We start from the raw sequence: 22,913 nt of genomic DNA, 5'->3' as shown, positions 1-22,913 counted from the left end.
GCCGTCATTTCATAGACGCACTCCAAACTGAAACAATCGTCGAAAAGCACGAACATAGGTTCTGTCGAATCTTTCAGTTCACCAATGGTCGAATGCAAAAAATCATCTACACTCACCTCTAAATTTCCATATTCCCAGTCAGGCCAGAAATCTAATTCCTCAATCTCAACTGACAGCCCCAATTCTAATGCTTGAGTCCAAATTCCAACCGTTGAGAGTTGCTCGGTTCTTTGAAAAGGTTGGTGGCTATCAACCTGACCAAAAAGACGGTTTAATTCACCCAAAAAACCAATTATTGAAAATTTCTTAACCATACATTGAGGCATTATTCCAAATTTGGCGGCTTCAAGGACCATTTAACTCAAAACTGCTGATCGTCAAAAATATCCCGTTTTTAAGCACCCTGATAACAGTCCAATTTAATGGCCTCTTAACTATCTTCTGTCTTTGATACACTACCGAAGGTACTCATCTAAAATCCACATGCAATTGTACTGTTCACAAAGCTCCCTCAAAGACTCGATGAATAAATCTGAACGGTCTTTCTCTTCAAGCAACAGAGCAGGTAGGTATTCAAGGCTGTCCAAGAACTCAGGCAAGACATGATCATTTTTTTTCTCGTAGGCCATTTTTCGAGCTTCAAGAATAAGATTATGAATGGCTTTAATCGCCTTGAGATAATTGGATGTTTCTATCATTTAATGGAAATTATCATTTTTTCCCGTGAAGTCTCCCTTTACTCCTACCTGATCAGTCCAATCTGGATGAATATTGAGGATAGTTCCCACCGAATCTGGCAGTTTTCGGTCGGAAATGGGAAAATGACTTACACGTATTTTCTGGGGTAACTTCTTAAATTGATATAAAGATTGGGCCTGCAATTCGATTGATTCCCTCAAATCTAAACCATTTCCGGATCAGCCCAGAAATAGATTTTTAATACTGCCTTGAGGTATCGAATTCTTTTTTTGAAAAACAGATACTTCTTCGGTTCAGTCCATTGAGATGAGTTCTCAAAGTTTGATTCATTCGTTCAATGTGGTTGATGCCAACAAAAAAACCTCACAAGCCAAAGAACCAACTAAGATCCTTTTTCCTGTGAGGTCTTCTCAATAAAAATGGAATATTTTCCAGTAGACTTTAAAAGCCCTTTACATTTTTAGCCAAAGCACATGTGGTTTCACCGAATGCGCTCCGTCTTATCAGCCAGAGCACATTTCGCAATCGTCCCCTTCTTCTACTTTGGAACGTTGCTCGGCCAACCATTTGGCGTATTCTTCGGTGCTCATTTTGCCATCCTGATGAGCTTTTACTTCTTCAGGCTGCTCCAACTGAGCTTTGTCTACGGTAAACTTGATGGCGTCTCTTGCCGCCTTGGTCCGTAGGTAATACATTCCTGTTTTCAGCCCTTTTTCCCATCCGTAGAAGTGCATCGACGTCAACTTGGCGAAGTTTGCATTCTCCATAAAGATGTTCAGTGATTGAGACTGATCGATGTAGGCTCCACGATCGGCAGCCATTTCGATAATTGCTTTTTGGCTCAATTCCCAAGCGGTACGGTAAAGTACTTTTAGGTTCTCAGGAATCTCATCAATATTTTGAACGGATCCGTTAGCAGCAATCAACTTGTTCTTCAAGTTATCACTCCAAACTCCCAGATTTACCAAATCACGTAACAAGTGCTTGTTCACTACTACAAACTCTCCAGAAAGTGTTCTACGAGTATAGATGTTTGACGTGTAAGGTTCGAAGGCCTCGTTGTTACCCAAAATCTGAGCGGTAGAGGCGGTTGGCATTGGAGCCAATAACAAGGAGTTACGAACTCCGTGCTTCTTCACTTCTTCTTTCAATACATCCCATTCCCAACGATCGGTAGGAGTTACACCCCACATATCGTATTGGAACTCACCTTTAGAAACCGGTGAACCTTTGATAGACTCATAAGGTCCTTCTTCAATAGCCAAGTCCTTAGAAGCGGTTAATGAAGCGTAGTAAATGGTTTCAAAAATCTCACGGTTCAACGCACGAGCCTGATCTGAATCAAATGGGAAACGCATCAGGATAAAGGCATCAGCCAATCCTTGAACTCCCAATCCGATTGGACGGTGACGCATGTTTGAGTTGCGTGCCTCTTCAACAGGGTAGAAGTTGTTGTCGATGATACGGTTCAAGTTGATCGTAGCCTGATAGGTTACGTCAAATAGTCTTTGGTGATCGAACTTACCGTCAGACACGAACTTAGGCAAAGCCAAAGAAGCGAGGTTACATACAGCAACCTCATCCGGAGCGGTGTATTCAATAATCTCAGTACACAAGTTTGAAGACTTGATGGTACCCAGGTTTTGCTGATTAGACTTGCCGTTTGCAGCGTCTTTGTACAGCATATATGGAGTACCTGTTTCAATTTGAGATTCAAGAATCTTGAACCACAAATCCTGAGCCTTCATGGTCTTTCTTCCACGACCTTCTTTCTCGTACTTGTTGTATAGTTTTTCAAATTCTGGTCCCCATGTGTCACCCAAACCAGGACATTCATTTGGACACATCAAGGTCCACTCACCGTTTTCCTTTACTCGTTGCATGAACAAGTCTGGAATCCAAAGGGCGTAGAACAAGTCACGTGCACGTTGCTCTTCCTTACCGTGGTTCTTTCTCAAGTCGAGGAAGTCCATCACGTCAGCATGCCATGGCTCGAGGTAAATCGCAAAGGATCCTTTACGTTTTCCTCCACCCTGGTCAACGTAGCGCGCCGTGTCGTTGAATACGCGAAGCATTGGTACAATACCGTTTGAGGTTCCATTGGTTCCCTTAATGTAGGATCCAGTGGCGCGGATATCGTGAATAGAAAGGCCAATTCCACCAGCGGACTGGGAAATTTGAGCACATTGCTTCAAGGTATCGTAAATACCGTCGATACTGTCTCCTTGCATGGAAAGCAGGAAGCAAGACGACATTTGAGGCTTAGGTGTACCTGAATTAAACAACGTTGGAGTGGCGTGTGTAAACCAACGCTCTGACATCAAATCATAGGTTTTGATAGCTGATTCGATATCTCCTTTGTGGATACCTACAGACACACGCATCAACATGTGCTGAGGACGCTCAGCAACCTTACCGTCCATTTTGAGCAGGTAAGATCTTTCCAAGGTTTTAAACCCGAAGAAATCGTAGCCGAAGTCGCGATCGTAAATGATGTGAGAATCCAGTTGCGCAGCATTTTCCTGGATGATTTCATACACATCATCGGCAAGCAATGGAGCAGGCTCATCTGTTTTGGGATCCACGTAGTTGTATAGATCGGTCATCACTTTAGAGAATGACTTATCTGTACTCTTGTGCAGGTTAGAAACTGCAATACGAGATGCCAACTGAGCATAGTCCGGATGCTGAACCGTCATAGAGGCGGCCTGCTCGGCAGCCAGGTTATCCAATTCAGAAGTAGTTACTCCATCATAAAGACCTTCGATCACCTTCATCGAGATCTTAACCGGGTCGACGTGTTCAGAAAGGCCATAGCACAATTTCTTGATACGGGCGGTGATCTTGTCGAACATCACCAGCTCTTTTCTGCCGTCGCGTTTAATTACATACATAGTGCTGCGCTAAATGTTTAATTCAGTAAAATTTTTGATAACAGGTTTAGAAATCCGCGTCAAGGTCGAAGGACTGTCCAGCTTTATCCTGGCTAGCCACACCGGCTTTTTGGTACTCACCAACGCGCTTCTCAAAGAAGTTTGTTTTACCCTGTAAGGAAATCATTTCCATGAAGTCGAATGGATTCTCCACGTTGTAGATTTTATCGTTACCCAGCTCGGCCAACAAGCGGTCTGCTACGAATTCGATATATTGAGCCATCAACTTTGCATTCATTCCGATCAAGGATACAGGCAAAGCTTCGGTGATGAATTCTTTTTCAATTTCTACCGCATCACGGATGATGGTTTCCACCTCCGACTTAGGTAGTTTGTTTACCAGGTGATTGTTGTACAACAAGCAAGCGAAGTCACAGTGCATTCCTTCGTCTCTTGAGATCAACTCATTGGAGAAGGACAATCCTGGCATAAGTCCACGTTTCTTCAACCAGAAAATGGAGCAGAAGGATCCAGAGAAGAAAATTCCTTCTACAGCAGCAAATGCAATCAAGCGCTGCGCGAAGGTTCCGTTATCAATCCAATTCAAAGCCCAGTCTGCTTTTTTCTTCACGCAATCCATGGTTTCGATAGCGTTGAACAGACGGTTCTTTTCTTCGCTGTCTTTGATATAGGTATCAATCAACAAAGAGTAAGTTTCTGAGTGGATATTCTCTACGGCGATCTGGAATCCGTAGAAGAATTTAGCCTCCGTGTATTGTACTTCGGCTACAAAGTTTTCGGCCAGGTTTTCGTTTACGATACCATCAGAAGCAGCAAAGAAGGCCAATACGTGCTTAATGAAGTAGCGCTCGTTTTCGTTTAGTTTATCAGCCCAATCAATAATGTCTTGGTGCAGGTCAATTTCTTCAGCAGTCCAAAAGCTGGCTTCCGATTTTTTGTAAAGCTGCCAAATATCGTCGTGCTCAATAGGGAATAGAACAAACCGGTTTGGGTTTTCTCTTAGAATAGGTTCGTTTTTCTCAAGTTCTTTCTGGGTTTTTACCTCGTTAATGTCCTCTGGCAGGACTTCTTTGATTTTGGTTTCCAGCTTTTCCATAATACCCTTATACTCTTTTATACATTTAGCCGACAAAACAGCCATCCCTGGTACCTTTTTACCAGCGACGGACAATCTGATCGTCGTAATTTTAATAGATTTTGTTCTGTGCGAAACGCCGATGTGAATTACCCCGTTCCGAACCGCTTGATACAAATTTGTCTAAATAAAGGAATGGGGTCAACGGCAAAGAATTCACATTTGGGGCTAGTTTTCAACATATCGAATTAACACCTAACTGTTGAAATTTCGGCTTGCATTTCTCGAAAAGCGCTCTATTACTTGGTTCATATTTGCCATCGTCCAACTAGTATCTTTTTTCAGACGATTTTCTTGTGCCGCTTTGAAATTTGTCTATCTTGAAAGGCAGGGGCTGTTAATTACTTGTCAATAACCTCAGCAACCTCAATATTCTCAGGTCATTGAGACGACACTTCCGATGTTACGCTTAGGAAACTTCCAGATTACGAAAATGTTAAGTGATTGATTTTTAGCGAGATGCCTAAAATCGATGTTTGTAACCAAAAACTATTGATTTCGTAGCTCGTCTACCCGCTCCATTTCCTGGTACCATTCTTCTCCAAATTTTCGGATGAGTGATTCCTTCAAAAAACGGTATACAGGAACCTGCAATTTCTCGCCACAATCACATGCCGCTTTACAGATGTCCCATTGGTGGTAATTCACGGCCGTGAAGTTTCGGTACTCTTGAATTCGAACAGGGTACATGTGGCAAGAGACAGGTTTCTTGAAATCGGTTTTACCTTCCTTCCAGGCCTGCTCAATTCCGCATTTAGCTGTGCCATCATCATCAAAAGCTACGAAGGCGCATTCTCCACCATTAATCAGGGTAGTTAGCTTTTCGCCATCTGTTGAGTCTTCGTACCATACTCCATCCTTCTCGATGGCTTCAAGTCCTTCGGAACGCAGGTAAGGTTTAATCTGAGGAAGATCGTCTTCAATCTTTTTGGCTTCTTCGTCAGTTAGGGGAGCCCCACCATCACCTTCTACGCAACAAGCACCTTTGCAAGCAGCCAGGTCACACACAAATTTTTTAGCAAAAACATCCTCCGACACCAGGGTCTTACCAATCTCGTACATGCCGCAAAGTTATTCATTCCCTACCTTTACCGGGTGAAAGAAGGATTGCTTCAGTGGCTGAAAAATCAGGTTCCGGAATGGTCGAGCAAAAAGTACCTCATCGCCGTGAGTGGTGGCCGCGATTCTATTTGCCTGGCCCACTTATTCCAGGAGATGAATTTGAACATCGAACTAGCTCATGTGAATTTCGGACTACGAAAGGAAGAGTCGGATGAAGATGAGGTCTTTGTCACCCAATGGGCCAAGCAACGACAAATTCCCATTCACATTCAATCTTTCGACACCAAAGGATTCGCTCAGGAACGAGGTATTTCCACCCAAATGGCAGCAAGAGAACTCCGCTATTCGTGGTTTTACTCCTTACTGGAACAACACGAGCTTGATTACCTGGTAGTAGGCACCCATCAAGGCGACGAAGCCGAAACCATTCTACTCAATCAATTTCGTGGCACAGGTCTACATGGCTTGCACGGTATTGCATCAGTCCGCCATAAAACCTTACGTCCACTATTAGCCCTATCTCGACAAGAGATCAATCAATATGTAGAGAAAAACAAGATTTCCTATCGAGAGGATTCCAGTAACCAATCCACCGACTACCAAAGAAACGCTATTCGATTGAAGGTAATTCCAGAAATCAAAAAGATCTATCCTCAGGCCGAGAAAACTCTCACAGAAAATGCACAACGAATCCGACAAGCAGAAGCTATCTACCAACAGGAAATAGAACGCCAACGCCAAAATCTGGTGGAGAATGAAGAGGCTCAAACAAGAATTGAAATTCAAGGGCTCAGAAGGCTTCCTGCCCAAGCTCTGTATCTCTACGAATTCATTTCGGACATGGGCTTTAACCATGACGACTGCCAGGCTATAGCGGAAACTCTTCATGGTCAATCGGGCAAGCAGTTTTTTAGCCCCACCCACCGGCTGGTGAGGGATCGGGAATACTTGCTCGTGGAACCCAAATCGGAGTCTCGGGTAGAAGAGGTTTCCATTTCTGACCTGGATACGAAAATTGATCAACCGATCTACCTATCCATTAGTCGAGAGACATCCACTCCTGACCCAATTCCAACATCGACCCGACAGGCCTGGCTCGATTTGGATCAGTTGAAATTTCCACTTACCCTACGTAAATGGCAACCCGGCGACACCTTCCAGCCTTTGGGCATGAAGGGCCAAAAAAAGAAAATCAGCGATTTTCTAACGGACCTGAAACTGTCGCTGCCCGAAAAAGAAAATACCTTTGTTCTACTTTCTGGTGGAAACGTGGTATGGGTCGTTGGCCATCGAATTAGTCATCGTTATCGATTGACGAAGGCGACTAAAACTATTTATTTGGTAGAATGGCATGAGCGATAACCCCCCATTTATAGAACGTCAATTTTTGGGTAGCAACCGATACTCGATGAACCGGAGACTGGTTTTGGCTCTCTTTTGCTTCGTTGCCTACTATTTCACCCAAGAAGGTGACCTTTTCTCTCAAGAATCGTGGCTCTCCGGAGATTTCCTCTTTTTTATGGGATTAGGTATTTTGGCTTTGAGTGTTGGCCTCATGTTTATCCTCTTTTTGGAAACGAAATTGGAAAAGGATGAATTACTGCTTGACGGATTGTGGACGGCGCGAAGAGTAAAGATTAAGATTAAAGACATGGCTGCGGTAAAAAAAGCCCCCTACAGCCGGTTCTACCTCAATCGCCCGGTATACAACCTTCACCGAAAAGGAAAGATCAAATTCTATTGTCACGGTAGGAATGCGGTGCGAATTACCCTTAAAGATGGCACTCCACTGATCATAGGCACTCAAAAACCAGATGAACTTTACCAGGCCCTATTCCAGGCCATCCAATCGAAGGGTTAGACTAATTGGAACGAATGGCCTCTACAGGATCCATTCGAGCAGCAGCTAAAGCCGGAAGAATTCCAGAAACTAATCCAATTCCAACCGACACACTCACCCCAAATACCAGGTTGCCCAGTGTGAGTACTAATGAAAAATCGGCGAAGGCATTCATAAGAAGCGCCAATCCACCCACAATGAGGATACCGATGGTACCCCCTAAAAGGCAAAGAACCACCGATTCGGTCAAAAACTGAAACAGAATAAACGACTGCCGAGCCCCTAAGGCCTTTTGAATACCAATGATGTTAGTTCGCTCTTTCACCGAAACAAACATGATATTGGCAATGCTAAAACCGCCAACCAACACTGAAAACAAACCAATGATAATTCCAGCGATGTTAATCACGTCAAATACGGAGCTAAAAGTATTGGTCAGCATGCTGGTTTGATTCAAGGCAAAATTATCGTCCTGCTTGGGTTTCTGCCTTCTTACCGCCCGCATAATTCCGGTTAACTCATCAATCAATTCCTGATTGGCCACTTTAGGTTTGGCCTTTACCAAAATCATGGGATTGGTTTGCTCTGAGCGAATATCGAGAAAGGACCGTGCATAGTTGAGCGGAACAAAAATCTGCTGATCTGAACTGTTGCCCAAAAAACTCTCTCCCTCACGCTCCAGCACTCCTATAACCTGCATGGATCGTTTGTTTACTTCAATGGTTTTACCCACCGCATTGGGATTGCCATACAACACACCAGCCACATCTACACCAATAATGCATAAAGGCTTACCACTTTTGGACTCACTGTAGGTAAAATACCGACCGGCAGCCAATTTCAATTCCTTTACCCGATCGTAATCATGAGAGGCGGCTACCAGATCAACATCCTCAAAAGCATTGCCTCTATAAGTCGCATTGGCACGAGCCGAAGCCATGTAACACGTGGCCTGAGCCATTTTAGACTTTCGGTTGATGTATTCCAATTCGTCAGGCTGAACAACGGGGCGGTTGATGTATTTCCACCAAGGATAATTCTGACCAAAGGTCCAAGGCCATTTTTGAACGAAAATTACGTTGTCTCCCAAGGACTCAATGCTGCCCTGAATTCCTTTTTCGAGTGAACTAACGAGGGTCATCACAAAAACAATGGCAAATACCCCGATGGTTACCCCCAAAAGAGATAGAAGCGTTCGTAGCAGATTTGCTCGCAGCGCTTGAAGCGCAAAACGCAATCCTTCTTTGATAAAGGTAATTTTCAAATTCACCTTTCAAAGGTAGATGGAACAAGTAGAATATGAATTCTTATGTGAACAACGGTTGTGGAAGCCAGTTACTCGGTCCTTTTTTCGGGTGGAGGCAACTCATAAACTTTGTAATAGGTCGTGCGGTCTACCCATCCATTCACGTTAAAGGCCAAAATCCAATCGGGTAAGGCAGAATAAACCGCTGGGGATTGAGCTTCCATTTTGGCCTGCATTTCTTTATCTGCCGTAACCAACAAAACGGGTTTAGTCGAATCAAAATCTAACTCCGATTCTTCTTTCCCCTCAAAAACTTCCAAGGAAGGCCGGGCATAATATCGAATCTCGGCGGCACCCAAATAAGGATGGTCTTTATGGGCAAAAACCTGAGCTCCATCCGGGTATTCATTATAGATATACTGATAGAGCGGAATGTTGATTTCTACCGGTTTAAAACAAATCACGGCCACAATTAGGTAATTGACTCCAAGAAAGAGGCCTTTGATCCACTTGTAAGTTTTCGAGGAATCCCAATTTGATCGACGTTGAAACAAACCGTCTAAAAACTCCATCAGAAAAAGGGAGGCAAAACCCACAACGGGAAAAAGAAAGCGCAGCTCTTTATGAGCGGTGAGGCTATGAATCAATAGAAAGGGAACGAAGGTCCAGGTGAGCACGCTTTTAGGCTTAGTAATGAACACCCAAAACACAGCAACTACATAAAACAGACTAAAGGGAGGCACTCCATTTTCAACCACCTGAGTTATGTAATACCACCAGGGCTCTACACCAAATTCGGCTGCTTTACCCTCCACTATATTTTGCTCCAGGTAGTTGTAAAAGGTAAATACGGGCTCACCATAAAAATGATAATCCGTCAGCCAACCTAAGCCAATAGCCAAAAGCCCTCCAGCCAAAATGCTCATCCATTTCTTTAAAGGCATTCGGAGAATGACCAATAGCCATAAAGCCAATCCTCCAATAAGAAGAATAGACTGGTAACGAAACAGAAAAGATAAGCCCAGGAGAAAGCCAATGATCAAGCCATGCCCTACATGTTTGAACCGATCGCCGAGTGCCCAGGCAAAGCCGAACATAAAAAAGACTCCGGACCAGTTCTCTGAAGAAAAACGGACATGATTGAACACATTGAACCAAAGCAGGAGAGTGAGAATGAGAAACAAGGGAAAAGCTCCTCTCCATTTCCAGGTTTCACGGTAGTTTCTAATCAGGAGGGCAGCAGCCCATAAGGCCAACGCAGCAGATATAAAACGCAGGAAAGTAGCCACCCAAAAGGGATTACCAAGGCCAATCACATCCATCACCTTATACACCGCCACTACGATGTATACCTGAAGGGTGGGACGCATTTGCTGCTCAAATTCCCAAGGTAAGGTTTGCGCTTCACGTAAATCTAACTGAGTAGCTGCAAATTCCAACAATTGGTGATGCTCGTCGGGATGGAAGTAACCCACCGAAAACCAGGCAGCAAGCGCATAAACGACAATAGCAATTATCCAAATCCTACGTTCCACGGATCAAATCTCGTTTATTTTCAGTGGGCTTACAAACAAAAAACCGTCACCTGTATGAGCAAGGACCAAGGGCAGAAGGCACTTCCTCTCAGGCGACGGTTCGACATCTGAAAGCGTTATGAATCGCTTATTTCAGGATGGAATATTTAATTCGGGTTTGCAGGTATACCATAACCGGTACAATAACCAGCGTTAGGAATGTTGCAAAACTCAATCCGAAGATGATTGTCCAACTCATAGGGCCCCAGAAGATTACGTTGTCACCCCCTACGAAGATCTGAGGATCCCAGTCACGTAGTAAGGAAACAAAGTTGATGTTCAATCCGGTAGCCAGTGGAATCAAACCTCCTACTGTAGTAATCGCAGTAAGGAGTACTGGACGAAGACGGGTTTTACCCCCTTCAGCCAGACACTTCACTACTTCTTCCATAGGAAGGCGCTCCCGCTTCTCAGGATCCAACCCAAGTTCTTCCATACGGCGAGCGATGAGCAAGTTGGTATAATCCACCAGTACGATCGCATTGTTTACCACAATACCCGCCAGTGAGATAATACCAATCATCGTCATGATAACTACGAAGTCCATCCGGAAGATCACCAATCCCAGGAACACTCCAATTAAGGAGAATACAACCGATGCAACGATTACAAAAGGAGTTCCAGTAGAATTAAATTGGGATACGATGATCAAGAAAATCAAGAATACAGCAATCAACAAGGCATTGCTCAAGAAGGCCATTTCTTTGGCTTGTTCTTCCTGCTGGCCAGTAAAGCTTACGGTATTCTGCTCCGGCAAATCATATTCTTCCATAGCCGATTTGATTTCAGCTACCACCTCATTTTCGTTGTAATCAACCAACACGTTAGATGAAATGGTAATCAATCGCTTCATATCCTTCCGCTTTACAGAACTGTAAGTAGAAGACTTGGAAGCTGAAGCCACCGATGAAATAGGAATTTGACGAACCTGTCCGTTGTTTTGATCCTTGAACGTAATCTTTTGATCGAGCAACAATTCAGGGTCGTAACGGTACTCATCATTCAATCGAATAACGATATCGTAGTCATCTTCACCATCCTTGTAAGTAGAAACTTCCTGACCAAACAAAGCGGTACGAAGCGTGCTACCGATCTGATTCGTGGAGACGTTAAAACGACGGGCCTTTTTACGATCAACAGTTACGATCATCTCAGGCTTTCCTAACTCCACATCCAGTTTCAATTCCTCAATACCAGGAATGTTTTTGTGATTGATAAAACTCTTGATTTCTTCCGCTTGCTCAATCAACTGATCGTAGTCATCACCAGTAATCTCAATGTTAATCGGCTTACCCACCGGAGGACCACTTTCATTCTTATCCACGCTGATCTGAATTCCTGGCACTCCTTTTACCACATCACGCACTTCGTTGAGTACGTCTGCAGTATTTACTCCTCGGCGATACATGTATTCCACAAAGGATACCGAGATCCGAGCCTTGTGCGGTGTATTCGCCATGGATGGGCCTTGAGATGGATCACTTGTTCCCTCTCCTACCTGAGCAATCACCGATTTTACGAGGAAGTTCTTGTACTCTGGTCCGTCATCACCAGGAATGGTATCCTGAAATTTGGTGATGTAGTTCAGAATTTTTCCTTCCAAATCTTGGGTAATGCGATCTGTTTCGTCAATATCCGTTCCGATCGGCGCCTCGATAAAGATGTTGAGGTACTGCGGTTCGTTAATTGGGAAGAAGATCACTTTCGGTGGAAACACCCCAAACATAGCCAAAGACATGACCAACATTCCAATGGTTCCAACAAAGAACCAAATAGGACGGGCGCCGCTCAATGCGAAGGTGATGAAGGAATTGTATATCCGCTCCAGGTAAGGAAGAATTTGATTTTGGAAAACTCGTGTAGCAGGTGAAAGGATGTAGTAGTTAACCAATCCCAAAAATCCGCCGATAATCAACAAGCTTCCAATAATTTTTAATCCACCCAATCGAAGAATCAAACCTAAAACGACCATACCCACCACAATTGCGATCAAGGTACGAGCCTTCATTGGCGTCTCTTCCACCTTCATAAAAACAGAGGTAAACACAGGGTTGATAACCAAGGCTACAAACAGAGACGATCCAAGAACGATCATCAAGGTGATGGGCAGGAATTTCATAAATTCACCCATCAATCCAGGCCAAATAGCCAATGGAATAAAGGCTGCAAGGGTAGTTGCAGTAGAAGCAATAATCGGCCAGGCTACCTCGCCTACCCCATACTTCGCTGCTTTACTTGCCGACATACCTTCATCCATGAGTCGATAGATGTTCTCCACTACCACAATTCCGTTATCCACGAGCATACCGAGGGCAAGAATCAAGGAGAAAAGCACCATCATGTTTAGCGTAACTCCCATGGCACCCAGAATAAAGAAGGCCATAAACATAGAAAGTGGAATCGCCACCCCTACGAATAGAGCGTTACGAATACCAAGGAAAAACAATAGCACTCCAATTACCAGGAGCATACCAAAAATGATACTGTTTTCCAGCTCACTTACCATGGTACGTGTCTGGTCACTCTGGTCATTTGTAATAGTGATGGTTACATCCTCCGGTATAACATTCTTACGAGCTTTATCCAAAATGGCGTTGATGGATTCCGACGCGTTGATCAGGTTCTCACCGGCACGCTTCTTCACATCCACCATTACCACGGGCTTTTCATATTCCCGGGCGTAGCTTGTTTTTTCAGCCTCTTCGAACACTACTGTAGCAATGTCGCGGAGGTAAACAATATCAAACTTCTCTTGCTTGATGGTTACATCCTCAACTTCTTCTACATCTTCAAACTCACCAATTACACGTACTGTACGACGCATATCGTCAGCGAGGATATCCCCCCTGAAATGGTTACGTTTTCTGAGCGAATAGCATTGGCAATATCATTGAAGCTGATGCTCATGGCCTCCATTTTGGCCAGATCTACGTTAATTTTTACCTCTTTTTCGTTTACACCGCGAATGTCAACTTCCGTAATTTCAGGAAGAACTTCAATCTCGTCCTCAAGGTATTCAGCGTATTCTTTCAGTTGCTCTACCGAATAATCTCCTGAAAGGTTCAGGTTCATAATCGGCATCATTTCCGACATGTTCATTTCGAAAATGTTCGGCTCTGCAGGTAAGTCCTGTGGAAAATCGGGATCCCCCTTAGCGATATCCACCTTATCCTTCACCTTTCTCAAGGCTTCTTCTGGGGTAACGCTAAAGTCAAATTCAATGAATACGGTAGAGTAACCTTGAACAGAAGTAGAGGTCAATTTATCGATTCCCGAGATGGACTTGATCTCTTTCTCCAACGGACGAGTAATCAACTTCTCAATATCCGCAGCGGAGTTTCCAGGGTATGGCGTTCCCACATAAATCTGAGGGATAACCACCTCAGGGAATGCCTCCCGGGGCATAGCCCGGTAAGAAACGACCCCGGCGATTGCGATAATCGCGGTCAGAACAAAAATCGTTGTTCTGTTTTTCAGAGAGAGTGTTGACAAGCCAAACGACTTCAACACACCCTTGTCTTTGTTATTCTCTGACATGTTTTGTCTGATTTAAGTGTGCCAATTATTATTGTTGCCATTCCACGAACTGACCATCACGAATGGCACGAGCTCCTTTGGATACAATCCACTCGTCACCGGTCAATCCTTTAGAAATTTCGGCCATTCCACGGTAGCTCTTAGCCACTTCAACCTGTCTTTTGACAGCGGTCACACCTTCGCTTCCTTTTTCCAGGGCAAATACATAACGACGACCTCCGGATCCTTCCAAAATCAATCGGGTAGGAAGAACAACTACAGAGTCCTTAGAGTAGTCCATTACATTGATACGAGCTACCATATTGGGCTTGTACAAACCATCGCTGTTATCCAAATTCACCTTAATCTGGAAGGTGCGGTTATTTGGATTGATGTACTCACCGGTACGAGCGATAGTAGATTCGTGCTCCACTCCGTAATTGGTAAACTCAACCATCACATGGTCACCTTGCTTCACTTTTCCGATGTAGCTTTCAGAGATATCAGCTGTAACGTACATGTTGCTCAAATTGATGATTCGCATCAAGGGTGCACCAGGCATTGCTGACTCTCCAACTTTAGGAACAATCTCGTCAATAACTCCTGAAAACGGCGCCTGTACAATGGCTTTTCCTTTTTGGGCTTTCAAGGCCTCCAAATTGGTTGCCAATGCATCGCGGTTGTTTTTGGCTTGCAAAAACTGCATTTCAGATCCGATGTTTTTGTCCCAAAGCTTCTTTTGCTTTTGGTAGGTAGTTTCGGCCAACTCCAAGCGAGTTTCTACCTCTTTGATTTGCTCATCCAAAATTTCGGTATCGATACGCAACAAGGCCTGACCTTTGTTTACGCGGTCACCTTCTTTAACCATAATGGCCAAAATGGTTCCACCGATTTCTGGAAAAATCTGAGTGTTTTGATCCGTTTCTACCTCACCATATACTTTGAAGTAGTGACGGAAATTTTGAATAGCAGGCTTTTCTGCTGTTACCAGGGTAAGCTTCTTTGTACTATCCAATTCTGCAATTTCACCTTCAATTACCGCCAAACGATCGGCAATTTCTCCTTTCACTTTTTTCAGCGAATCCCTTTCATGTTGCAACTGGGAAAGTTCTCCTTCTCCCGCTTGAGGTGCGCAACTGGCGATTAAAACGGCCATTACGGCTGTCCATACTAAATTTTTCATTTTTAATCGTTCTATTGTTTGGGTGTTTTGTGATGCTTATTTATTGTAATTCCCGAGAGCGTAGTCGAGGTCTGCTTTTGCTTCAATTACCTCGTAAACCACTCCCACGTAGTTCATTTGACTTTGTAAAAACTGATTTTCTGTTTGGGTTAGTTCTACACTGGAAGAAATCCCTTCGGAATACTTAACCCGGGTTTGGTCCTGAATTTTGCGAGCCAGGTCCAAATTTTTAGAAGCGTTTTCCAACTTGTTCATGGCTGCCTCATAACTGTTTCGCTTATTGGCCACGTCCAATTTCAAGTTCTCCTCGGTCTGTTCCATTTGCAAGTTAGCTTGCTCCAGCCCTACTTTGGCCTGTTGAATTTTCATGTGACGCTGACCTCCTGAAAAGATCGGTACTTTCAATTGCAAACCAACAATGGAAGATGGATACCATTTACCGCCGGAAAAGAAGTTAAAATCTGATCCAAAGGCTTGATAATCGTAATTCAAGAAACCATAAAGAGTAGGATAGTTGGCCACCTTTTCATTACTCAAGGTTAGCTCAGAGGCCTCCAGATTTACCAATGCTCTGCGAAAATCCACATGCTTCTCCATCATAAACTTGGATTGCAAATTGGCTTCCTTGTCCAAAAAAGGCTCTTTGATATCATCCAGATTATCAGTCAACTCCAGCGGTTCTGCGATGGGCTTACCCATAGCAAATTTGAGCATGTCTAAAGCAACTTTGCGTTGATTGTCCGTCTGGATAAGGATGTTCTCGTTCTGGAGTAAAAGAATTTTGATTTGATCTAAATCCTTCTCCTCCATAAATCCGGCTTCATACATAGCCGTATTTTCTTCTACCAACTGCTCCAGCTTCTTGGCGTTTTCTTGAACCAACTTATAGTTTTCTTCAGCGATCAGTACGAACCCGTAGGCCTTAGTTACATCACGTTGAATTTCTACATCGGTTTTGTCCTTACTGGCATAGGCCAATTCCCTGTAGGTTTTGGAAGCTTTTAAGCCAACTAAGTAAGAACCATCGAAAATAATCTGGTTTACAGAGACACCAGCTGTCATGTTTTGTTTGGTCCCAAATTCCAGCTCTACGAACTGGTCTGCAGGTGCGGTAGGGTCAAATGAATTGGCCGGAACCACACTTGTAGGGATCTCAATAAAATAGTTGTAATCCACTTTACCGTTAACCTGGGGCAAGCCGATTCCGGTAATTTCCTTTACCCGTTGTTCGGATTTTGTCACGTCCATCCGGGCACTTCGTGTGAAGTAAGAGTTTTCCACTGCAAAATCCTGAGCCTCTTTCAGACTAAAAGAAGACTTCGTCTCCTTTTCGGCCTGAGACCATCCGGTAACCGAGAGGGCCAGCCCAAGAGCCAGTGATAAATAGCGTTTCATTGCTTGTTATTAATTAGTGTTATTTTGAATTTTCTTTAGCCACTTTTTCCTTCAGGTATTCTACTCCTTTTTCAGAAGCAATTCCTCTAATGTGATAGCGGAACAACTCCAGGTAGATATCCAAAAAGGACAATTGTGGTGGATATAGATTACTGTGGAAAAAATCGTCCATCCGCTGGATGTAAACCACGGAGATAACATCAATGTTAAGGTCCTCCCGGTAGTATCCTTCTGCCATTCCACGCTTCAGGTTGTCTTTAACCCATCCCATAACTACATCCATTTTGTAGTCGTGAAATTGTTTCATGGCTTCGGGGTAGTACTTCTCAATGTCATACATGATGGATGGGTGAATATCCTTCACCTGATTAATCACCATTTGAGAGATTTCGAAATTCTCATCAATGGCATTTAATCCTCGCTTCACTATCCCCTCCATAGTCTGACACTCAAGATCCTGGTGCAATTCAAAAACCTTAGCAACCAAGTCATTCTTGTCTGTCACATATTTATAGAGAGTCTTCTTCGAAATGGATAGGTGGCGAGCTAAATCATCCATCGTTACACTGCGAATTCCATAACGCATGAAAATATCCATGGCGCCTTTCAGCAGTTGTACCAGTTTCTCGTCCATTTTTTCCATGGCGCAAATATAGACACAATTTCCACGATGGAAACGTTTTTCACAATTTTCGTTTCCTAAACTGTTAAAGTTTCCTATTGGACAGGATTCATTTTTTGCCCAAAATTTCTTCAAAACCCTACCTTTGCCGGCCTTAACAACGATTGACAGACGATGACACAATCCAGCATTGCCGAGTTGATAAAAGCCGAAAAAGTTGGCTTCACGACAACCATTAAAGGATGGGTAAAAACCTTTAGAAGCAATCGATTCATTGCTCTAAACGATGGTTCAACCATTAAAAACCTACAAGCTGTAGTCGATTTTGAAAATTTGGACGAGTCTCAATTGAAGCGTATCACAACGGGTGCCTGTTTATCCTTAACCGGACAAATTGTGGAGTCGCAAGGGCGCGGTCAAAAAATCGAAATGATCGTTGACGGTTTCGAAGTTTTGGGGGATTCTGATGCAGAAGAATTTCCGATTCAGCCCAAAAAGCACAGCCTGGAATTTCTTCGGGAAAAGGCTCACCTTCGTTTTAGAACAAATACTTTCAGTGCTGTATTTCGCATTCGCCATGCAGTGACTTATGCGATTCACACCTACTTTAATAACAACGGGTTTTACAACATCCATACTCCTATTATTACCGGGTCGGATGCGGAAGGAGCCGGTGAAATGTTCCGCGTTTCAGCATTGGATCCTAAAAACCCACCTCTAACAGAAGAAGGTGCAGTAGATTTTAGCCAGGACTTTTTCGGCAAGGAAACTAACCTTACGGTAAGTGGTCAGCTTGAAGCAGAATTGGCCGCCATGGCCCTTTCCAAAGTTTACACGTTTGGCCCTACTTTCCGAGCTGAAAACTCCAACACTTCCAGACACCTGGCCGAGTTTTGGATGATTGAGCCGGAGGTTGCCTTTAATGATCTTAAAGACAACATGGACCTGGCCGAGGACTTCCTCAAGTTTGTGATCCGCTATGTAATGGAACATTGCGATGACGATCTTGAATTTTTGGAAAACCGAATCATTCAGGAAGACAAAGGCAAGAAGGCAGAAGAACGTCAGCCATGGACACTTCGTGAAAAACTGAAGATGGTGGCTGAAAATGATTTTGAACGGGTCTCGTACACAGATGCCGTTCAGATTCTACGCAACTCCAAGCCCAACAAAAAGAAAAAATTCGAATACCTGGTTGACGAATGGGGCATTGACCTACAAAGCGAACACGAACGCTATTTGGTGGAAAAGCATTTCAAGAAGCCGGTTATCCTTTTTGATTACCCTAAGAATATCAAGGCATTCTACATGCGGATGAACGAGGATGACAAAACGGTGGCCGCCATGGATATCCTTTTCCCAGGAATTGGTGAAATCGTTGGAGGTTCTCAACGGGAAGAGCGTCATGATGTCTTGTTGAACAAGATTCATGAAATGAACATTCCTGAAGAAGAACTATGGTGGTACCTGGAAACTCGAAAATACGGAACCTGTGTACATAGTGGCTTTGGTTTAGGCTTCGAGCGAATGGTGTTGTTCATTACCGGAATGACCAATATTCGTGACGTAATACCTTTCCCACGTACTCCGAAAAACGCCGAATTTTAAGCCTGGGTTTTTAGCTTTTTTTTCGCCCGATGGCCCTTAAGGGTTAACCGGGATTATGTATTCTTGTAGTCGATCACAATCTTGGCTATCGCCCGTAATCATTCGGTTTTTTCCGTTTGAGATAAACGTGGCACGGTTTAGGTAAAATAGCTAATTTTAAACATCGATTAAACACCTTTAATGGCACTAAAGCAGCAACTCAAGCAAAAGCTGATGCAAAAGCTTTCCCCTCAGCAAATCCAGCTGATGAAACTTTTGCAGATCCCAACTGTGGCCATTGAGCAGCGCATCAAAGAAGAGCTCGAAAAAAACCCGGCTTTGGAAGAAGGTCGAGATGACCTTAGTGATGAATTTGACAATGGCGAGGACGGCTATTCTGATGTAAGTAACGAAGTATCTGAGGCAGAAAAGGAATTTGACTTTTCAGATTACCTGGACGATGGCCCCTCCTATAAATACAGTATCCGCAACAAGGGAATGGATGACGAGAACAAGGCCATTCCTGTCGCTTCAGGCTCCACTTTCAGAGAGCAGCTGGAGCAGCAACTGGATATGCAAGACTTGGAAGAGCAAGATTACCTGATTGCGGATCACCTGATCGGAAGCTTAGACGATTCCGGTTATTTGCGTAGAGATATTGCTTCGATTGTGGATGACCTGGCCTTTAGCCAAAACATTTTTACAGATGAAAAATCAGTGCTTTCTCTGCTTAAAATGATTCAGGGCTTTGATCCACCTGGAATCGGTGCCCGTGATTTAAAGGAGTGCCTACTTATCCAAATTCGAAGAAAACCAGAGCGTACGGTCGAAGGACTTACGGCAGAAGCTATTCTCGAAGAATACTTTGAAGCCTACACTAAGAAGCACTACACCAAGATTCTCGAAGGGCTCGAAATTGATGAGATTGCCTTAAAAGAAGCGGATGAGGAAATTAAAAAACTGAATCCTAAGCCAGGCAATTCCTCAGCAGATAGTCGAGCAAGCCAGGTTATTATTCCTGATTTTATCCTCGATGTTGAGGATGGTGAGTTGAGACTTTCACTAAACAACCGTAATGTTCCGGAATTAAAAGTGAGCGGTCGTTACTCCGGACTAATTCAGGACTACCAAAACAGCAAATCCAAACCCAATAGAGAACAACGGGAAGCCCTTTTGTTTGTCAAGCAAAAGTTGGATTCAGCAAAATGGTTTATCGATGCCATTCGACAGCGGCAACAGACCTTGCTCATGACCATGAATTCGATTCTTGATTTTCAGCGGGACTATTTTTTATCCGGTGATGAGACCAAATTGCGCCCCATGATTCTGAAGGACATCGCTCAGGAAATCGGGATGGACATATCCACCGTTTCTCGAGTAGCCAACAGCAAGTACATCCAAACTCCTTATGGCACCTTCTTATTGAAGTCCTTTTTCTCTGAATCGTTGACCAATAGCGAAGGTGAAGAAGTATCTACCCGAGAAGTCAAAAAGATTTTGGAAGATGCGGTGCTTGGCGAAAACAAGAAAAAGCCTTTGACCGATCAGAAACTCTCTGATCTGCTCAACAATAAAGGGTATAACATTGCCCGGAGAACCATTGCGAAATACAGGGAACAACTCAATATTCCAGTTGCTCGCCTTCGAAAAGAACTCTAATTTCGAAATGACCTCAACAAACCGATTTGCCTCGCTGGTGTCTCTTGCCCTGCATCCAGCTGTGATACCAACTTTGGGCCTCTACCTCATTCTGGAGCTGGATCTTTACCTGAAATACTCGATCAGTGAAGCCTATAAAACCACACTGTGTACGGTAGTGTTTGTCAATACCCTGGTATTTCCTGTGGTTTTGGTTTGGTTGCTCCGTGTTCGGAATATGATTTCGGATCTCACCCTTAGTAATCGAAATGAGCGGCATACGCCTTATGCTTTTACCGCTTTTCTATACCTATTTACTTGGTACCTCTTTAAGCGATTTGGAGTTTCCCCACTCATCTTATCGCTCATATTTGGATCTATGCTTTCTGCGGCTATTCTGTTTGTGCTCAACTTCAAATGGAAGATTAGCGCACACATGACGGGAATTAGCGGATTGCTGGGTGCCGTAGTAGCAATCAATCTAAAGTTTCAGGTCCCAATGACCTCCTTGATCATCCTGTTTGGACTTATCTGGGGTTTGGTAGGATACTCTCGAATCACCTTAGGCGCACACCGCCCCTATCAAGTATATGGAGGAGCAATACTCGGTTTTTTTACCGTAGGTTTAGCCGTTTGGATGGGCTGGGGATAGGTTAGGAAATTAAGTTCTGGCGCAATAGAAATTCCAGCTGTTTGTTTACCCGTTTCAACTTCTCGGTCAACAACTTGTTTTCTTCTCTCAACTGAAATAATTCGATCGCTGAATTTAAGGTTATTACCAGATGATCTTCATCCCAAGGCTTACTCAAATAGCGGTAAACTTCTCCTTTATTAATAGCGTCGATTACTGCATTGATATCCGCATAACCCGTAAGCAATATGCGTATAGGTTCTGGGAATTCATTTTTTATCTGTTGAAAGAATTCAATACCTGTTGTTTCAGGCATACGTTGATCTGATACGACTACTACAAAAGGGCCTTCGTTTCTCAAAATTTCAAGACCTTCAGCAGCGCTAATGGCTGTGAACACCTTAAATTTTCGACGCAATGCAGCTTTAAAAGCAATCAAGTTATGTTCTTCGTCGTCAACGTAGAGCACATTCGGTTTTTTATCCATATTCCTTAGCTCTTTTAGGCGTATCAAAAGCGAAAGTTAAAAATAAAATTCCACTATAACGATAGGCGGGTAACAGTTGGGGAGAGTAAATATTTAAGAAGTCCCGTTAACATTAAATACTGAGGTAATGACCTTTTTGTTACAATACAATCGAAACTTTTCTCAATTATTATTGATCACTAATTAACTGAAAGCCTTCCCCTTAGATAGTTAACAACCAAGTACTTCGAACAAATTTTGATTGGCTAGCGAAAAAAATGGAGCCCTTGTATATATTTGGAGCTACACGAAAGGATGTTTCAGAAGGCAATGGCCAAGGCTCATCAACCCAGTCTCAACTGACATTCTTTCTAAATCGCCCCAAAGAAGCGGTTACCTGGGGCAATTTTCCGAAAAGAGCGATTCCTTTCCAAGGCTAAGTCTTGGGTTGTACTGGCAATGTAGCCAGCACTGAAAAATTGGATAATTGAACGTTGCGGTTTTGACCTATAGACAGTTGAACGGATCGCGATTCGAAGTCGTATAATGGATACAGAGAACCTAATCAAGCGGACAGTTGCGAAGTCTGTCACAGCTTTTTACTCAATTCCGCAATAACGCTCATATGGAAAATCAAATTAAGGCACCGATAAGGATACGGGCCTTCAGAGCCGTGGACAATCCTGATGCATGTAAAAAATACATCGATGGCCACAGCCGTATCCTAAGCAGCGTTGGCGTGGAGCAAGTTACCTCCTCGACCAATGACTGGATGTTTAATCCTGCCTCCTACGTAATTATTTGCGAATCTGAGGAAGATGGTAAAGTGTTTGGCGGTGCCCGGGTACATGCCTTGGGCGGAAGTCAGGACCTGCCTTTAATCGGAGCTACCGAAGAAATGGAACCCAACATCCGCAAGCATGTGGACCAATATGCGCCTCAAGGCACCGGTGAACTCTGCGGCCTATGGAACTCTATAGAAGTTGCTGGAATGGGCATTGGAGCGATCTACCTAATCCGTTGCAGCATCGCCATTCTTCCTCAACTGGGACTCAAAACCCTGTGGGCCCTATGCTCCCCATACACCACACGAATTGCCAATCGCTACAGCTTTTTGAAATATGATCAGGTAGGCAATAAGGGAACTTTCTACTACCCCAAGATTGACCTACTGGCCACCATTGTACTCCTGGAAGACTCCGACAAACTGGAATTTGCCAACAAGGATGAGAAAGAGGCCATTATGTCTCTTCGGCAAGAGTGGAACCAATTCAGAATGGAGCAGAATAGACAATACAAGATACCTGTCAACTACCAATTGAAAATTGATACCGTGGATCGATCGGTTTTTCGATTCGGGTCAGATTCCTAATCGCCGGAAAAGAAATTCTTCACCACTGCTTGAAATATGAGTCAATTCGGAAA

The 22,913-nt window shown here is 43.7% G+C and carries 16 protein-coding genes and 2 pseudogenes; 6 read left to right on the top strand and 12 right to left on the bottom strand.

Features of this window, described 5'->3' with window-relative positions; translation table 11 throughout:
- Window positions 1–455 precede the first annotated feature (455 nt).
- The 5 genes and pseudogenes from KFE98_08595 to KFE98_08575 all read right to left on the bottom strand — a co-directional run bounded on the left by KFE98_08595 (window position 456) and on the right by KFE98_08575 (window position 5,790).
- Window positions 456–698, bottom strand: coding sequence for a hypothetical protein (locus KFE98_08595; protein ID UTW64179.1), 243 nt, complete (start codon window positions 696–698; stop codon window positions 456–458).
- 203 nt (window positions 699–901) lie between these two features.
- A pseudogene (locus KFE98_08590) lies at window positions 902–1,050 on the bottom strand (hypothetical protein).
- A gap of 152 nt (window positions 1,051–1,202) precedes the next feature.
- Complete coding sequence (locus tag KFE98_08585; GenBank protein UTW64178.1) at window positions 1,203–3,593, bottom strand: ribonucleoside-diphosphate reductase subunit alpha; 2,391 nt, start codon at window positions 3,591–3,593, stop codon at window positions 1,203–1,205.
- 46 nt (window positions 3,594–3,639) lie between these two features.
- Window positions 3,640–4,689, bottom strand: coding sequence for a ribonucleotide-diphosphate reductase subunit beta (locus KFE98_08580; GenBank protein ID UTW64177.1), 1,050 nt, complete (start codon window positions 4,687–4,689; stop codon window positions 3,640–3,642).
- Between the two features lie 528 nt (window positions 4,690–5,217).
- The gene (locus KFE98_08575) at window positions 5,218–5,790 is read right to left on the bottom strand and encodes a DUF3109 family protein (protein ID UTW64176.1); all 573 of its coding nucleotides are present in this window, start codon (window positions 5,788–5,790) and stop codon (window positions 5,218–5,220) included.
- 33 nt (window positions 5,791–5,823) lie between these two features.
- Here KFE98_08575 and tilS point away from each other — a divergent pair, with 33 nt between their 5' ends.
- A complete protein-coding gene (gene tilS, locus KFE98_08570; GenBank protein ID UTW64175.1) occupies window positions 5,824–7,152 on the top strand; it encodes a tRNA lysidine(34) synthetase TilS in 1,329 nt (442 codons plus the stop codon).
- A 46-nt stretch (window positions 7,153–7,198) separates the two neighbouring features.
- Window positions 7,199–7,651: a hypothetical protein gene (locus KFE98_08565; protein ID UTW64174.1), complete on the top strand. Its 453-nt coding sequence runs from the start codon at window positions 7,199–7,201 to the stop codon at window positions 7,649–7,651.
- Window position 7,652: 1 nt separating this feature from the next.
- Here the strand turns inward: KFE98_08565 and KFE98_08560 are convergent, their stop codons facing one another.
- From KFE98_08560 to KFE98_08535, 6 genes and pseudogenes are all read right to left on the bottom strand, one after another.
- Window positions 7,653–8,894, bottom strand: coding sequence for an ABC transporter permease (locus KFE98_08560; protein UTW64672.1), 1,242 nt, complete (start codon window positions 8,892–8,894; stop codon window positions 7,653–7,655).
- A 71-nt stretch (window positions 8,895–8,965) separates the two neighbouring features.
- Complete coding sequence (locus tag KFE98_08555; GenBank protein UTW64173.1) at window positions 8,966–10,411, bottom strand: hypothetical protein; 1,446 nt, start codon at window positions 10,409–10,411, stop codon at window positions 8,966–8,968.
- A gap of 127 nt (window positions 10,412–10,538) precedes the next feature.
- A pseudogene (locus tag KFE98_08550) lies at window positions 10,539–13,987 on the bottom strand (efflux RND transporter permease subunit).
- 28 nt (window positions 13,988–14,015) lie between these two features.
- On the bottom strand, window positions 14,016–15,149 hold the full coding sequence (locus KFE98_08545; protein UTW64172.1) for an efflux RND transporter periplasmic adaptor subunit: 1,134 nt from the start codon (window positions 15,147–15,149) through the stop codon (window positions 14,016–14,018).
- Between the two features lie 36 nt (window positions 15,150–15,185).
- Entirely contained in the window at window positions 15,186–16,544 is a 1,359-nt protein-coding gene (locus tag KFE98_08540) for a TolC family protein (protein ID UTW64171.1), read from the bottom strand.
- Window positions 16,545–16,563: 19 nt separating this feature from the next.
- A complete protein-coding gene (locus KFE98_08535; protein UTW64170.1) occupies window positions 16,564–17,187 on the bottom strand; it encodes a TetR/AcrR family transcriptional regulator in 624 nt (207 codons plus the stop codon).
- Window positions 17,188–17,340: 153 nt separating this feature from the next.
- Here KFE98_08535 and asnS point away from each other — a divergent pair, with 153 nt between their 5' ends.
- The 3 genes from asnS (at window position 17,341) to KFE98_08520 (ending at window position 21,043) form a co-directional block, all read left to right on the top strand.
- Window positions 17,341–18,774 carry an asparagine--tRNA ligase gene (asnS, locus tag KFE98_08530; GenBank protein ID UTW64169.1) on the top strand — a complete coding sequence of 478 codons (1,434 nt, stop codon included), beginning with the start codon at window positions 17,341–17,343 and terminating at the stop codon, window positions 18,772–18,774.
- Between the two features lie 180 nt (window positions 18,775–18,954).
- Window positions 18,955–20,412: an RNA polymerase factor sigma-54 gene (gene rpoN, locus KFE98_08525; GenBank protein UTW64168.1), complete on the top strand. Its 1,458-nt coding sequence runs from the start codon at window positions 18,955–18,957 to the stop codon at window positions 20,410–20,412.
- A gap of 7 nt (window positions 20,413–20,419) precedes the next feature.
- Window positions 20,420–21,043 carry a phosphatase PAP2 family protein gene (locus KFE98_08520; protein UTW64167.1) on the top strand — a complete coding sequence of 208 codons (624 nt, stop codon included), beginning with the start codon at window positions 20,420–20,422 and terminating at the stop codon, window positions 21,041–21,043.
- A gap of 1 nt (window position 21,044) precedes the next feature.
- Here KFE98_08520 and KFE98_08515 read toward each other — a convergent pair whose 3' ends face one another.
- On the bottom strand, window positions 21,045–21,509 hold the full coding sequence (locus KFE98_08515; protein ID UTW64671.1) for a response regulator: 465 nt from the start codon (window positions 21,507–21,509) through the stop codon (window positions 21,045–21,047).
- Between the two features lie 604 nt (window positions 21,510–22,113).
- Between KFE98_08515 and KFE98_08510 the strand changes: the two genes are divergently transcribed.
- On the top strand, window positions 22,114–22,860 hold the full coding sequence (locus KFE98_08510) for a hypothetical protein (GenBank protein ID UTW64166.1): 747 nt from the start codon (window positions 22,114–22,116) through the stop codon (window positions 22,858–22,860).
- The last annotated feature ends 53 nt before the right edge of the window (window positions 22,861–22,913 follow it).

It is taken from the genome of bacterium SCSIO 12741 (assembly GCA_024398055.1).
Classification (GTDB): Bacteria; Bacteroidota; Bacteroidia; order Flavobacteriales_G; family Salibacteraceae; genus SCSIO-12741.
Note: the sequence above shows the minus strand (reverse complement) of the source record. Positions and strands in the feature narration are given on the sequence as shown.

What these genes read in the sequence shown, in the direction of transcription:
- KFE98_08595 (UTW64179.1), bottom strand. Translation starts at nt 698, where the DNA reads ATGATAGAAACATCCAATTATCTCAAGGCGATTAAAGCCATTCATAAT.
- KFE98_08585 (UTW64178.1), bottom strand. Translation starts at nt 3,593, where the DNA reads ATGTATGTAATTAAACGCGACGGCAGAAAAGAGCTGGTGATGTTCGAC.
- KFE98_08580 (UTW64177.1), bottom strand. Translation starts at nt 4,689, where the DNA reads ATGGAAAAGCTGGAAACCAAAATCAAAGAAGTCCTGCCAGAGGACATT.
- KFE98_08575 (UTW64176.1), bottom strand. Translation starts at nt 5,790, where the DNA reads ATGTACGAGATTGGTAAGACCCTGGTGTCGGAGGATGTTTTTGCTAAA.
- KFE98_08565 (UTW64174.1), top strand. Translation starts at nt 7,199, where the DNA reads ATGAACCGGAGACTGGTTTTGGCTCTCTTTTGCTTCGTTGCCTACTAT.
- KFE98_08545 (UTW64172.1), bottom strand. Translation starts at nt 15,149, where the DNA reads ATGAAAAATTTAGTATGGACAGCCGTAATGGCCGTTTTAATCGCCAGT.
- KFE98_08540 (UTW64171.1), bottom strand. Translation starts at nt 16,544, where the DNA reads ATGAAACGCTATTTATCACTGGCTCTTGGGCTGGCCCTCTCGGTTACC.
- KFE98_08535 (UTW64170.1), bottom strand. Translation starts at nt 17,187, where the DNA reads ATGGAAAAAATGGACGAGAAACTGGTACAACTGCTGAAAGGCGCCATG.
- asnS (UTW64169.1), top strand. Translation starts at nt 17,341, where the DNA reads ATGACACAATCCAGCATTGCCGAGTTGATAAAAGCCGAAAAAGTTGGC.
- rpoN (UTW64168.1), top strand. Translation starts at nt 18,955, where the DNA reads ATGGCACTAAAGCAGCAACTCAAGCAAAAGCTGATGCAAAAGCTTTCC.
- KFE98_08520 (UTW64167.1), top strand. Translation starts at nt 20,420, where the DNA reads ATGACCTCAACAAACCGATTTGCCTCGCTGGTGTCTCTTGCCCTGCAT.
- KFE98_08515 (UTW64671.1), bottom strand. Translation starts at nt 21,509, where the DNA reads ATGGATAAAAAACCGAATGTGCTCTACGTTGACGACGAAGAACATAAC.
- KFE98_08510 (UTW64166.1), top strand. Translation starts at nt 22,114, where the DNA reads ATGGAAAATCAAATTAAGGCACCGATAAGGATACGGGCCTTCAGAGCC.